At 49.9% G+C, this 14,580-nt stretch carries 11 protein-coding genes; 8 read left to right on the forward strand and 3 right to left on the reverse strand.

Going from position 1 to position 14,580, the window contains the following annotated elements; genetic code table 11:
• Nucleotides 1-45: 45 nt before the first annotated feature.
• The 7 genes from ACYVB1_RS18885 to ACYVB1_RS18915 all read left to right on the forward strand — a co-directional run bounded on the left by ACYVB1_RS18885 (nt 46) and on the right by ACYVB1_RS18915 (nt 7,754).
• Nucleotides 46-2,130: a vWA domain-containing protein gene (locus tag ACYVB1_RS18885; protein ID WP_460925367.1), complete on the forward strand. Its 2,085-nt coding sequence runs from the start codon at nt 46-48 to the stop codon at nt 2,128-2,130.
• Nucleotides 2,131-2,205: 75 nt separating this feature from the next.
• Nucleotides 2,206-2,814, forward strand: a complete 609-nt coding sequence (locus tag ACYVB1_RS18890; protein ID WP_460925368.1) for a GNAT family N-acetyltransferase — start codon at nt 2,206-2,208, stop codon at nt 2,812-2,814.
• 19 nt (nt 2,815-2,833) lie between these two features.
• Nucleotides 2,834-3,511, forward strand: a complete 678-nt coding sequence (locus tag ACYVB1_RS18895) for a pseudouridine synthase (protein WP_460925370.1) — start codon at nt 2,834-2,836, stop codon at nt 3,509-3,511.
• 95 nt (nt 3,512-3,606) lie between these two features.
• Nucleotides 3,607-4,164, forward strand: a complete 558-nt coding sequence (locus tag ACYVB1_RS18900; RefSeq protein WP_460925371.1) for a GNAT family N-acetyltransferase — start codon at nt 3,607-3,609, stop codon at nt 4,162-4,164.
• A gap of 137 nt (nt 4,165-4,301) precedes the next feature.
• Nucleotides 4,302-5,603, forward strand: a complete 1,302-nt coding sequence (locus tag ACYVB1_RS18905) for a M20/M25/M40 family metallo-hydrolase (RefSeq protein ID WP_460925372.1) — start codon at nt 4,302-4,304, stop codon at nt 5,601-5,603.
• A 69-nt stretch (nt 5,604-5,672) separates the two neighbouring features.
• Nucleotides 5,673-6,707, forward strand: coding sequence for a hypothetical protein (locus tag ACYVB1_RS18910; RefSeq protein WP_460925373.1), 1,035 nt, complete (start codon nt 5,673-5,675; stop codon nt 6,705-6,707).
• Nucleotides 6,708-6,767: 60 nt separating this feature from the next.
• Entirely contained in the window at nt 6,768-7,754 is a 987-nt protein-coding gene (locus ACYVB1_RS18915; RefSeq protein WP_460925374.1) for an ABC transporter ATP-binding protein, read from the forward strand.
• Between the two features lie 391 nt (nt 7,755-8,145).
• Here ACYVB1_RS18915 and ACYVB1_RS18920 read toward each other — a convergent pair whose 3' ends face one another.
• Complete coding sequence (locus tag ACYVB1_RS18920; protein ID WP_460925375.1) at nt 8,146-8,928, reverse strand: endonuclease/exonuclease/phosphatase family protein; 783 nt, start codon at nt 8,926-8,928, stop codon at nt 8,146-8,148.
• Nucleotides 8,929-9,224: 296 nt separating this feature from the next.
• On the opposite strand from ACYVB1_RS18920, the gene priA reads away from it, so the two are divergent.
• Nucleotides 9,225-11,756: a replication restart helicase PriA gene (gene priA / locus ACYVB1_RS18925; protein ID WP_460925376.1), complete on the forward strand. Its 2,532-nt coding sequence runs from the start codon at nt 9,225-9,227 to the stop codon at nt 11,754-11,756.
• A 522-nt stretch (nt 11,757-12,278) separates the two neighbouring features.
• On the opposite strand, the gene ACYVB1_RS18930 is transcribed toward priA, so the two are convergent.
• Together ACYVB1_RS18930 and ACYVB1_RS18935 are read right to left on the reverse strand one after the other, a co-directional pair.
• On the reverse strand, nt 12,279-13,691 hold the full coding sequence (locus ACYVB1_RS18930) for an SLC13 family permease (RefSeq protein WP_460925377.1): 1,413 nt from the start codon (nt 13,689-13,691) through the stop codon (nt 12,279-12,281).
• A gap of 193 nt (nt 13,692-13,884) precedes the next feature.
• Nucleotides 13,885-14,421 carry a DinB family protein gene (locus ACYVB1_RS18935; RefSeq protein ID WP_460925378.1) on the reverse strand — a complete coding sequence of 179 codons (537 nt, stop codon included), beginning with the start codon at nt 14,419-14,421 and terminating at the stop codon, nt 13,885-13,887.
• Between the last annotated feature and the right edge of the window lie 159 nt (nt 14,422-14,580).

The following is a 14,580-nucleotide window of genomic DNA, read 5'->3' on the forward strand; positions in this document are numbered from 1 at the left end:
ATTCATGCTTTATAATTTGTAGTTCGTCATTCATACATCAAAAAGTTGAACTCATTCAGACTTATTACCACTTATTCACCTTGGTTACTGCTGGCCTGCCTGGCGGTGGGGCTGCTGTATGCCTGGCTGCTCTACAGTAAGCGCACACCCTGGCCGAAGTCCCTAAACTATTTGCTGGCTGCCCTGCGTTTTGTGGTAGTCAGTTTTCTGTGCTTTTTGTTACTGGGGCCGCTGGTGCGCTATGTTGCCAATACCACGGTGCCCCCCACTATTGTTTTTGCTATAGATAACTCCCAGTCGGTTTCGCTTTTCTCTAACTCTGTGCAGCTGCAACAGGCCACGCAGGGCCTGCAGGCAATACGCGAGAGGCTCCTGACCGAAGGCTATCATACGGAGGTGCGCACGCTGGCGCCAACCGGGCAAAATACGCAGAACATTACCGAAATAGACTACGCTGCCGAAACAAGTAACCTGAGCCAGTTACTGTCGGGGGTACAAGAGGAGTACGCGGGGCAGAACCTCGCAGGCGTGGTTCTTCTTTCTGATGGCATCGTGAACCAGGGCATCTCCCCTACCTACTCTAATTATAACTTTGCTTTGTACCCGGTGGCTGTAGGCGACACCATTCCAAAGAAAGACGTACTGATTGCCTCGCTTCGTTACAACAAAGTAAATTACAGTGGCAACCGCTTTCCACTGGAAGTAGAACTGCAGCAGGAAGGCTTTGGAGGCAAGCAGGCAACAGTTGTTTTAACTGAGAACGGCAAGACCATCGAACGTAAAACAGTGACATTGAAACCAGAGCAACCTATTCAGCAGGTGCCCTTCCAGGTGCTGGCAGGTGGCGAAGGAAAACGACATTATGAAGTGCAGGTACAGCCACTGCAGGGAGAGTTTACAACCCTCAACAACACCAAGCACGCCTACATAGATGTGGTAAAGGGGAAAATAAAAGTGCTGGTAGCCGCTGCTGCCCCTCACCCGGATATTAAAGCCATACGGGCGGCCATCGAAACAAACCAGAACTATGAAACTGAGCTGTTTATTCCCGGCCTCACGCCCCTGAAACAGCAGGATTACGATGTGGCCGTGCTGCACCAACTGCCCGGACGTGTTCCCGGTGGCGAAGCCGCTCTTAACCTGGTACGCCAGAAAAAGGTGCCGGCCCTTTATATCCTTGGCCCACAGAGCGACCTGAATGACTATAACCGCCTGAATGCCGGTGTTAACATAAACACCAGTGGGCAATCAGATGAAGTAACTGCTGTGGTTAGTGGCAACTTTACTACGTTTAAACTACCGGAGGCTGCCGGCGAGCGCCTGCAGCAATACCCTCCCGCCAGTGTTCCTTTCGGCGATGTACAGCTGGCACCAAACACAGAAGTGGTACTGTATCAGCAGGTGGGGCGGGTGCGCACCAACAAACCACTGCTGGCGGTGCAAACCGCAGGCGACAGACGCAATGCCACCCTTCTTGCTTCCGGCACCTGGCAGTGGCGTATCATAGAATCGGCCAACAACGAGCAGCCGGAGGTGTACGATAAGCTTATCACCAACCTGATACAGCTGCTAAGTGCACCCCGCAACAAAAAGCGACTGAACGTATACCCGACCCAGGAAGAGTATACCAGCTCGGATGAGGTGCGCTTTAACGCAGAGGCCTACAATGAGGCACTGGAGCCTATCTATGGCCAGAACATTACACTCCGGGTTACTAATGAAGACGACGAAACAAAAAGCTTTAACTTTGCCAACGGTGAGAACCAGTCAGGGGTAAATATTGGTTCGCTGCCGGGTGGCCGCTATACCTATACTGCCACGGCAAGTATAAACGGGCAGCAGCAACAGGATAAAGGAGAGTTTGTGGTAGAGGAATTACAACTGGAGGCGCTGAATGCCGTGGCTGATCACAACCTGCTCTTCCAGTTGGCCAGCAACACCAACTCGAAACTCTATTACCCAACCCAACTGCAGCAACTGGAACAGGACATTCTCAGCTCCGAACACAAAGATGTTATCTACAGCTCTGAAGAACTGAACGATCTGGTAGACATGAAATGGCTGTTCTTCCTGCTGCTGGGCTTGGTGTGCACCGAGTGGTTTGTGCGGAAGTTTAACGGCAGCTACTGATTATTTCCTTAGATGAAATATTGTTTTTGTTTCCATACGCTGCTTTGCTTGTAAATTGAGAAACATTACCGGAAGATGCTGACAAACGATTTTTCCCCTACCATACTGGCAACAGAGCGGCTGTACCTCAGAGAACTGACACCTGACATGTACAACACCCTATTCAGGTCTTATGCTGAGCGGGAGATAAAAGCCTACCTGGGTCTGCGTTCCGCTGCGGAGTTCAGAGAAGCAAAGAGAAGGTATGAGCAGGGCACCACAACCTATTACACCACCTTTAAGCACTTTCACCTGCTCCACAAAGAAAACGGGCAGGTAATTGGCCGCTGCGATTTCCATACCTGGATAAGGGCGCACAGGAGAGCCGAGGTAGGCTACACCATCACCAGCGAGGAGTACAAAAACCAGGGCCTGATGACAGAAGCCTTGAGAGCTGTTCTTTCCTATGGGTTTGAAAAAATGAGTCTTTACCGGGTAGAAGCCCTGGCCTCGCCTCATAATACGCCTTCTCTCCGATTGCTGAAGCATCATGGTTTTCAGAAAGAGGGCCATCTCCGGAGCCATTACATGATAGATACCGGGTTACAGGACTCTCTCATGTTCTCTCTGCTGCTTCCGGAGTTCGAGAAACTAAAGGCAAGCTGGGTGCAGCATGCTGCAAAGGATACAAAAGCCCCATCATAACTATAAAACACACCAGAATTTGAAGTACATTATTTTAAACAAACCCTTTGAAGTGCTGACGCAGTTCGTAGACGAAGCAGGACGTGCTACCTTAAAGGATTACGTGAAAGTACCGGACATATACCCTGTAGGCCGCCTCGACTACGACAGCGAAGGCCTCGTTTTACTTACCGATGACAAAGCCCTGCAGCACCGCCTCTCCGATCCAAAGTTTAAGGTAGAAAAGACATACCTGGTGCAGGTAGATGGCATTCCATCAGAAGAAGCCCTGACAAGGCTGCGCCTGGGAGTGCGCATCAAAGAGACTAAAACAGCACCGGCTAAAGTGCGGGCTTTAGAAGAAGAACCGCAGGTGTGGGAACGCTCTAAACCCGTACGTTTCCGGAAGAACATACCCACTTCCTGGCTCGAAATAAAAATATCGCAGGGCATGAACCGGCAGGTGCGCCGCATGACGGCCGCTGTAGACCACCCTACGCTGCGCCTCATCCGTTCTTCTATCGGCCCCCTGACGCTCGGCAATTTGCAGCCTGGCGAATACAGAGAACTAACGCCGGAAGAAATAACACAGCTAAAAGCAGCAGCAAAAGGTAGCCCGCAAAACAGCGGCAACAGCGGAACCGGCAAAGGCAAAAGTACAGGGAACAGCAGAGGCAGGCGAGGCGGTCAGGGTGGCTTCCGGAAGCAGATAAACTAAAAAGTTTGTTCCTGCTTTTGCTCTATAAATAGCCTATTCTTTGCATAAAACCTGCTTAACCTGTTAATTAGAGGCTGATACAACGCTACCTTTACATGAAGATAAGCCCGCATACCACCCACATTCCCGTAGATACAGACCTTTACCTGCGCCTGGCCACAGTTGACGACGCCCCTTTTTTATACCACCTCATCGACATTCACCGGGCGTACCTGCGCGAGTGGCTTCCCTTTATCGATTACAGCAAATCGGTGCTGGACACGAAGGCCTACCTGAGAACGGTGACAGACAGTAAGAACATTTCAGAGGAAGTATATGTGATTCTGTATGAAAAAAGCGTCGCAGGCATCATTGGTTTCAAGGGCATTGACCATGTAAACCGCAAGGCTGAAATTGGTTACTGGTTATCGGGTGCGTTGCAGGGCAAGGGTATTATGCGCCGCTCCTGCAAAGCCCTGCTGCAGTATGCTTTTGAGGAAATGAAGTTAAACCGTATACAGATCAAGGTTGGTGTGGGAAATACCAAAAGCAGCAGGATTCCCCAGAAGCTGGAATTTAAACTGGAAGGCGTGCAGCGGGACGGAGAGTATCTGAACGGGCGCTTCCATGACCTGGAGATTTACAGCCTGCTGCGGCGCGAGTGGCAGCAGTAAAACGAGTAAACTTAAGTGTTGTGGCACTCCTGCTGCAGCATGAATATAAACAGCGGTAATACAGGAAAAAACTATCTTTGTCTAACACGAGGCCTGCCCTCTGTCACTTTCTTCTTCCAACCTCAGAAACACCGGAAATGAACCAGATAAAAACTGCCCTGCTGTTGCTTGCCTTCGGCTTCACGGCGACAGCCACAGCACAGGATTTAGCACCTATCACGCAAGCTGAAACCACCCGTATTGTTGGCACCCTAAGTGCTGATGACATGCAGGGCCGTGCCTCTTTTACACCCGGTATAGAAAAAGCAGCTGACTTTATTCAAAAAGAGTTTCAGCGCATTGGCTTAAAGCCTTTGCCAGGCGAGTCTGATTTCAAGCAGACTTTCACCATGTATCGTGTGTTGCCAAAGGAGTTGGAAGTAAAGCTTAACGGGAAGGCGGTAAAGCCGGAACAGGTATTTGCCATTACCGACAAAAAAGAACTGGAGTGGACAAACAAAGGAAAGCAGAAGGTGGTGACGGTTGGCGCTCAGGACAACTTCCGTACTGTTTTAGGAGAACTGAATAATGAGCAGCAGGACGTGCTGGTGCTGGTGCACCCCAGGCACCAGGACTTCTTTAGCCGGTACCAGCACTATATGAGCAGCGGCAGTGTGAAGAAGGAACTTGACCAGGGGCCCGGTAAGGTATTTATATTGACAGACCAGGCAAAGGCAACGAAGTACAATGTAGAGGTGGAAAACAGGATTGAGCAACTGCAACTCACCAACGTAGGCGGCATGATAGAGGGCAGGCGCAAAGATGAGTACGTCGTATTCTCAGGCCACTACGACCACATCGGCATTCAGGAACCTGTGGCCGGCGACAGCATTGCCAACGGTGCTGACGACGATGCGGCAGGCACAACCGCCATGATCATGCTGGCCGACTATTACAAGCAGCAACCGCAGCCGGAACGCTCCCTGCTGTTCGTAGCTTTCACGGCAGAAGAGATGGGCGGGTTTGGCTCGAAGCATTTTTCTGAGCAGCTTAACCCGGACCAGATTGTTGCCATGTTCAACATCGAAATGGTAGGCAAGCCTTCTAAGTTTGGCCCGAACAGCGCCTACCTCACCGGCTTTGAGCGCTCCAACCTGGGCACCCTCATGCAGCAGCGCCTGCAGGGCACCAACTACAGCATTCACCCCGACCCGTACCCTGAACAGAACCTTTTTTACCGCTCCGACAACGCCACCCTCGCCCGTTTAGGCGTGCCGGCGCACACCATTTCTTCTGTGCAGATAGACAAGGATAAAACCTACCATACTGTAAAAGACGAGTTGTCGCAGCTGGACATGGAACACCTGACCAACATGATCAAAGCTATCGCCCTTGCCTCCGAAGGTGTAGTGAACGGCGAGGACACCCCAACGCGGGTAGACAAGTCGCAGGTGCGGTAAGGGCTTATCCGGAGCTTGTTTTATAGAAAGGCAGCAAATAAAGGAGGTGATTCCTTTTTCAGAAGAAATATGATTAAAATACTTACACTCGGCCTCCTCCTGTCTTTCGCCTCCGTGAAAGGCTTCTGCCAGACGGATAGCCAGCCCACTGGCCCAGAGCCAATAGGCGGCATCAACAAGTTAGTTCTGGAATACTACAGGATTGATTTTACCAAAGAGCAGAGAAAGATGCTTCAGGATAAAGAAATCGAATTCATCTTTTCTATTGATGAAGAAGGCAACCCTACTCTTGAAGAAATAAACGGTGTAAACGAAAAAGCTATACAGGACAGCCTGCAGCAAGCCTCAAACAAATTACCCCAGTTTACTCCACACACAGTAAATGGAGTGAAAGAAAGCTCTCTTTACTTTTTGAAACTACAGTTCCCCGAATACAAGGTGGCTGAAAATCAAACAAGCCTTCAGGATGCTATTCGATATCAGGAAGCGCAATACGAGGATTTCGAGTACATCCATAAATCAGGAGAAAGAATAGACATTTTGTTTGGGGGAGTTAGCAATGCCTTTTTAGGAAGACCAGGCAAATATTTGGCACCTGGTGGAGGAATGAAGACAGAGGTGATGATAGTTGGAAAAAAAGGTTTCGGAGGGGGTATCCTCATGAGCTTCTACGGAAACAAACTCAAACAGGCGTACCCGATAGACTCTGAAAGAGACCAGAACAGCGCGCCTCCCACCCTGCTGTTGGGCTTGGGTTTAAACAAGACCATGCTGAAAAAAGAAAGAAGAGAAGCCAACGTGCAACTGGAACTGAATTACGCTGTACAGAATGTCACCCCCCGACTTAATGAAAGTGATGAGGATTGGACGCAGTTACACGGTTTTAGCCCCGGCATAGTTGGCAACTACCTAATCCAGTTTGGCAAAAACAAGTCATACTACTATTACGGCAGGCCTGCTGCCTACAGCCACTACTTTAATGTTCATGGAGCTGTCAGGCCAGTCTTTTTCAACCTGAAACAGGCATCAGGAATAATGCTGGAAGCAGGATTGTCCTACAGGCTCGGCTGCCATACTGTGGATGAGTACAGGCTGAAGCCATAGTGTTTTTAAACCTTCACCAAAAGCAGCTGTTTCAAGTTAATGTACAACCCCATCAGTTAAATGAGTTTACTTCAAGTATCAGGCATATCCATACAGGAAAAAGCGAGTTTCACTTTAAAAGACATCAGCTTTAGCCAGGAGGAGTTTCAGAAAATAGCCATTGCAGGAGAAACAGGCGCTGGTAAGAGCACACTGCTCAAAATCATTGCCGGGCTGGTACAGCCTGGCGCTGGCGAGGTTCTTTTTGGGGGTGAGAAAGTGATTGGTCCACTGGATAAACTGGTGCCGGGGCATTCGGGAATCTCCTACTTATCACAGCACTTTGAACTGCCTAAATCTTTAAGGGTAGAGCAGGTACTGCGGTATGCCAACACCCTGCCTTCAGATGAAGCGGAAACGCTGTACGGAATATGCCGCATCACCCATTTGCTGGATCGCAGGACCGATCACTTATCCGGAGGTGAAAAACAACGGATTGCCCTGGCGAAACTGCTTATCTCCTCCCCCAAACTACTGTTGTTGGATGAGCCATACTCCAACCTGGATGCCGTGCACAAGAACATCCTGAAATCTGTCATCCGCGAAATAGGGGAAAGACTGGACACTACCTGCATCCTCACCTCCCACGACCCACTGGACACCCTCTCCTGGGCAAATGAAATACTGGTGATGCGAAACGGAGAATTGCTGCAGAAAGGAACGCCGCAGCAGATTTACAGGAAACCGGTGAACGAGTATGTAGCCGCGCTGTTCGGCAGCTATAACCTGATACCTTCATCACAGGCAGAAGCCTTTTCCAAATTGCCTGGCATAGAGCTAAACAGGAAACAGCTGCTCATCCGGCCTGAAAGTTTTAAGATAGGCGCAGAGGGAGATAGCGGCCTTACTGGAAAAGTGAACAAAGTCACCTTTTACGGTAGCTATTACGACATAGAAGTTATGCTCTCAGGAGACACTACGGTTATTGTGAAAACCGCAGAGGCCAGTGTTACAAAAGGCGACACAGTACACCTCTCTCTGTCTGCGGATAGTGTCTGGTATATTTAGCAGCGCTTCTCTAAATTGAAATCTAGTGGCATGTAATTCTTTCTAACCTGCCGTGGATACAGCTTATCCAGTGGCTCATTAGCAGCCTTTTCCATCTTAACTTTCTGTGCTCTCAAGGCCGAGTGGCCTCGTCTTCGGGCATCGCGCTGTGTATATTTCCTGCCTTACGGCTGCCACTGGCGTGGCACCGGAAATTTACAAGGCGCTCAACCCAAAGACTGGAAACAGGTTCACTTCGTGCTAACAAATTCCGAATAAGAGTACAGCCTTGACTATGGAAAAAGCCTTGGGGGACCTATAGAAGCAGGTTCACTTCCTTGGACAAGGAGAAGCAGGGGTGGTTTGACCCGGTACATCAGAGAAAAGATGATACTCTTAGCTATTGGCCTTCTTACCTCTTTACACTATACTGCACCTCTGCCACTACCGGGAAATGATCAGATGGAAACTTTCCGTCGCCGTAGGTGTCTGTCAGGATGCCGTAGCGGTTTACATTGAAGTCGGAACTGAGCCAGATGTGGTCAATTCTTTCATCGGAAATACGGTCAGCGTCAAATCCGTTGAATGTGCCTCGGGGGGCGTAGCGGGCATTTGCCAGCTGATAGGCGTCTTTCAAAATGCCGGAGGTGTTGAGGGTGGCGTACTTCTCATCTTTCTGACTGAAATTGAAATCACCGGCCAGGATAACAGGTGAGCTTCCAGCTATCTGTTTTATTCTCTGAAGCACCAGCTGCACACTTTCCTTGCGTGCCTGCTCTCCCCTGTGGTCGAAGTGCACGTTAAAAAAGTAAAAGGAAAAGTTGGTTTCCTGGTCCCGGAACTGGCCCCAGGTACAAACGCGGGGAATAGCGGCATCCCACCCCTTACTTGGTTTCTCAGGCGTTTCAGAGAGCCAGAAATTACCTTGCTGCTGCAGCGTAAACCTGTCTTTGTTATAAAACACAGCAGCAAACTCTCCTTTCTCTTTGCCATCATCTCTGCCCACTCCTTTGTGTTCGTAAGCAGGCAAAGCCGTTGCCAAATCTTCTAACTGGTTAGCCAACACCTCCTGCGTACCAAAGATATCGAAGTTGTGGTACTGGATTTGGTCCGCCATCACAGGGAGGCGCTTTGCCCAGGAATTTGGGGCGTCATTGGGGTTGTCGTAACGGATGTTATAAGTAGCTACACGCATTGTTTTAGATTGTGCAAGCACATTGATGCTACAGTACAGCAACAGTAGGCTCAGGATGATTAAATTTTTTCCTAACATAACCTGAATTTAGAGTACAGTACGTGGCGGCTGCAAAATGGCTCCTTTTCGTTGGATTAAATATAGCGATTTCATATCATTTCCCTGTTCTGAACAGCTCTGGTTTATCTGCCTGTGGACAGTGCACATGGCAAAGGCTGGGCTTTTGAGCACGTCCAAATGCTTCATAATCATCAAAAATTTACGACCTTTGTTCTTGGCTAAAGTATAAAGCACCCTTGTCCGAACTATTAAACTTTAATTATCCACCGGAGCCGGCTACAGACCGCGTCACGTTGTTTGCCGATGTGATCCTGCCCCTGCCCCTGCCGAAGCTGTACACCTACCGCATTCCGTTCGAGATGAACGACAATGTGATGGTGGGTGCCCGGGTAATTGTGCAGTTCGGCGGAAAAAGGGTGCTGAGCTGCATTGTAGCGGACATTCATGAAAACGCACCCGCTGACTACCAGGCGAAGTATGTGCTGGATGTGCTGGATGACACTCCCATTGTAACAGGGCCACAGCTTAAGCTCTTTAAATGGATAGCAGACTATTACATGTGCACCCTCGGCGAGGTGATAAACGCAGGGCTGCCCTCGGCCCTGAAGCTGAGCAGTGAGTCGCGCATACAGCTGCACCCGCAGTATAACCCGGAGGAAGACGAAATCGTCTTTGCCGCGCAGGAGGAGAAAATCATCTTTGCCCTGCAGCAGAACCAGTCGCTGACCTTTACGGAAGTTGGTAACCTGCTGCAGCTAAAGAGTTATCATAAATTTATTAAATCGCTGATTCAGAAAGAGGCGATTATTATTTATGAACAGGTCAGCGACAAGTTTGCGCCAAAGGTGGTGAAGAAAGTGCGTCTCTCTGAGCATTTCGTGCAGGAAGAGGGCATGCTGGAAGAGCTCTTTAACCAGCTTACCCCGCAGCCCAAGCAGCTGGATATTCTCCTGAACTACCTCCAGAAGGTGCCGGTGCACCAGGATATCCACCTAAACTACAAAGGACTGGAGAAGAGTGAGCTGACCAAGAACCCGCATCTCTCCGTCTCCTCCCTCAACACGCTGATCAAGAAAGGGGTAATGGAGCAGTTCGATCAGATTGTGTCACGCTTCCCGATTGATCATCTGCAGCAACAGATGCCGATGGCCCTGTCGGAGCACCAGTTGCAGGCGAAAGATGAAATACTGGGGCTGTTTAAGGAAAAGGATACGGTGCTGCTGCACGGGGTAACGGGCAGTGGAAAAACCGAAGTGTACATCGACCTGATAAAGCACGCCCTGGAGGCAGGTGGCCAGGTACTGTACCTGCTGCCGGAAATTGCACTGACCGCCCAGATTGTGACGCGCCTGCTGAAGGTCTTTGGCGAGAAGTTAGGGGTATACCATTCTAAATTCTCCGATAACGAACGGGCCGAAGTGTGGCAGGGTATCCTGTCGGGCCGCTTCCAGGTGGTGGTGGGCGTGCGCTCGTCTATCTTTCTACCCTTCCACAGCCTGTCGCTGATAATTGTAGACGAGGAACACGAGGCCAGCTACAAGCAGTACGACCCGGCGCCGCGTTACAATGCCCGCGAAACAGCCCTGGTGATGGCGAATCTGCAAGGCGCGAAAACGCTGCTTGGTTCCGCTACGCCCTCCATTGAAAGCTACTACAACTGCAAAACCGGGCGCTGGGGGCTTGTCACCATGAGTAAGCGCTTTGGCCAGGCACAGCTACCAGACATAGAACTGGTAGATACCCGTGATGAGCAACGCCGGAAAACCATGCACAGCCACTTTACAGGTAAGCTGTTGAAGGCTATTGAAGAGCGCCTGCAGCGCCAGGAACAGGTGATTCTTTTCCAGAACCGCCGCGGCTATGCCCCCTTTATCTCCTGCGACGAGTGCTCCTGGATACCGAAGTGCAAGTTCTGCGCCGTGAGCCTCTCCTACCATAAGTATAACAACGAGTTACGTTGCCACTATTGCGGTTACCATGAGCGCATGCCCCACGACTGCCCCGCCTGTGGTGCCACTACGCTTAAGAGTATGGGCTTTGGTACTGAAAAGGTGGAAGACGAACTGAAACTGCTATTGCCAAAAGCAGAGGTGCAGCGGATGGACCTCGATACTACCAAAACGAAAAACAGCTACCAGCAAATCATCGCCGACTTCGAAAACGGTAAAACGAATATTCTGGTAGGCACGCAGATGGTAACCAAGGGCCTCGACTTTGAGAACGTGAGCCTGGTGGGTATCCTTAACGCAGACACGGTAATTAACTTCCCTGACTACCGGGCACATGAGCGGGCGTACCAGTTGTTTGTGCAGGTCAGCGGCCGCGCCGGCAGAAAAGGCAAACCCGGCACCGTTATCATCCAGACACGTGACCCGCTGCAGCCCATTTTCCGGAAAGTGCACAGCAATGATTACGAGAGCCTGTACGAGCATGAAATTGAGGAGCGCCTGCGCTTCAACTACCCCCCTTTTGTGCGCATGATCCGCATAACCGTGAAGCACGCCGAAGAGCAGGTTTCAGAAAACGCAGCTATTGTACTAGCCAAAGACCTTGTGAACCGGTTGGGCAAGCAGCAGGTATTAGGTCCGGAGGTGCCTTACATCTTTAAAATCCGGAACCTGTTCCTGAACGAGATACATATCAAACTGCCACGCGCCAACACCAACCTGAAGGCTGCGAAAAATCAGTTGGCTCAAGCTATTTTTAATTTAAAGCTCCTGCCCGACTTTAAAGGTATAAAAGTGGTAGCCGATGTCGACCCGATGTAAAGAAGGTCAGTGAACTTATTGCAAAGTGTAGAGCCGCTGAAGTGGGTAAAGGAGCTAACGTGATGCCTTCTTTTAAAGACTGAAGCCACTGTGCTCGGAGGTAGAAAAAAATTTTTCGCTTTTTTATAAATTTTTCAAACCAAAGCAAACCTCTCCCGTATAGATAGATACCTTTGGCTAAAAGTTGAAAACCTGAGGGTCTGATTGTTCAGGAGGAACAGTGGAGACTCTCAGGTTTTTCCTTTTTATCCCCCCTCTCAACTAGGATATACGCATAGGTTACCCCGAAAACCAAGAAGATAACAAGCAGAAAAACATCTATCCAGGTGTAGCTTCCCTGCATGATTCTGTAAGCATTCATACCTGCAAACACAAAACAGGCAATTGTTACGACAATACGATATAATCTGCGGTTCCGCATAATTTCAGCAAAAAATAGTTTAGTTAAGTTAATATAAGGTTACAGCTGTAGAGTCCGACTGTATAAGATAGTTAACCTGCGTCGAACGCGCGCTTCTTAATCTATAAAGACAGGTAAATCAGCACCCACGCTGTTGTGACTACAGCTCCAAAAAGATTCAGCACCAGGCCTGCGCGGACCATTTCGCCGATGGATACCTGTTTGCTGCCGTATACAATGGCATTAGGAGGTGTGGCCACAGGCAGCATAAAGGCAAGGCTACAGGCCACCACCACACCCAGCACCGGGTAGAGCAGCGGCAAAGCCAGCCCCTGCAGCACTCCAATAATGATAGGCACAAAGGTGATGGCAATAGCCGTGTTTGAACTTACCTCTGTGAGCAGCAGTACCAGCGTAACCAGCACAAACACCAGCAGCGCCTGGTTCTCCGGGTCCATGACAGCCGTAATACTGCGCCCGATAACATCTGCCAGCCCCGAAGTCACTACCAACTGCCCAAGGGCCATACCACCTCCGAAAAGCAGAATGGTGTCCCAGTCAATTTTCACCAGATCTTCAGCCGTGAGTGTGCCCTCTCCCTTATTCTCCTGCCCCGGCGGTATCAGGAAAAGCAGCAACGCCGCCAGTACAGCCACCGTGCTTTCAGCAAAATAAGTGTTCATAAAGGCATAAGCCTCCTCAAGCCCCAGCAGATTGAAAACACCAGGTGCCAGCCACAGGATTACAGCCACTACAAACACACCCATAGTTACTTTTTCGCCCTGCTTTAGTTGCTGGTGTTGCTGCTGGTGCTCTGCCACATAAGCCTGCACCACTGCCTGGTTGTAACTGCTCTTACTCAGGAAATAGCGCATATAGAGCACCATCAGGCCATACATGCTGATAGAGATGGGCAGCGCCAGCAGCATCCATTGCAGGAAATCGATGGTAACGCCCTGCTGCGCGAGGTAATTCACGCCTATCAGGTTAGGAGGAGATCCGATAATGGTGCTGATGCCACCTATGGAAGCACTGTAGGCAATACCTAGCAAGAAGAAGGCAGCGGAGCTTTTGCCCTGCTCCGGCTGACACACCAGCTGCGTTACTCCCAGCATGAGCGGCAACAGCATGGCTACGGTAACCGAGTTGCTCACCCACATCGAGAGCAGAAAGGAGATAAAGGAAAAGCCCAGGAACAAGCGGAAAAGGCTTTTTTGGAAAAAAGGCCGGGACAGGATAAACAGGGCAATGCGCTTGTCCAGGCCGTGGCGCGTCATGGAGCGGGCCAGCAGGAAACTCCCGATAAAAAGCAGGATGATGGGGTGCCCCAAGTTCTGGAAAGCAGTCCCGATTTCAGCAACACCTACCATTACCGCCAGCAGTACCCCCAGAAAGGCTGTCATAGAAAGCGGAATCACTTCCGTCATCCAGAAAACAAGGCAAAAAGCCATAATGGTAGCCACCGTTCTGGCTTCATAGGCTAACACCGGCGTCAGCCACCACACGGTCAGTGCCAGTAAGGGAGCTAGTATCAAACCTAAGTTTCTGCGGGTTATATGTATCGGGTGAGTCAGCTTCTGGTATCATTACAAAAAGACAATATAAGGATACTTCTGCTAAAACCCAGTTTCCCGCAACATGTAAGGAATTAGAAAACTATGCTAAGAGGTGACTGCCGGTTATTACGTTTCAGCTGTGTTTAACTGAACTTCACCTTACAGTCTTCAACTACATAGTGTTTAAATACCGCTCCCGGATTATCTTCTGATGGTGCACTTCGTGACCCAAAATAACATAGCCCAGCGCCCGAACGCTTACTTCTATTCCGCTGGCAATGCCTTTTTGCTGCAGCGCTTCCTCGTCAAAGTTTTTGAAAAGCTCGATGGTGGCTGTACGCAAAGAGGTGTATTCTGCTATGATGGAGTTGATGTCGCGGGAATCGGCTTTGGCGGGTATGATGTACTTGTCCTGGTCAAAGCCCGGCAGTTCCGTTTTGTCCTGGCGGGCGAAACGCAGCGCGCGGTACGAGAAGATACGCTCTGTATCTATCATGTGCACCATTACCTCTTTGATGCTCCACTTGCCCGCCGCATAACGGTGCAGCAACTGCTCCTCTGTAAGCCCCTGAATCATGCCTGTAATAAAGACATAGCTGGCCGTGAGCCCCTCAATGAGGTCATCTGTTTTAGCCTGCTGTACATAATTACTCAGAAAGCTACTATGTTCTTCTGGTGATGGATACGTAATAGGTTGTTGCGTTTGCATACTTTAAGCTGACTAATAATAGATGCTGTGCAAGGTACGAATATATAGTTTAGCGGGCTGTGTTCTAGAATGTATGATGTTGGAATAAGTATGGCAGCAAGGGTGTTTATAGGAAGTTATGTGCGAGATAACTATCCAGGTAAACTGCCCCTACTGCCA

It is taken from the genome of Pontibacter brevis, from assembly GCF_054779655.1.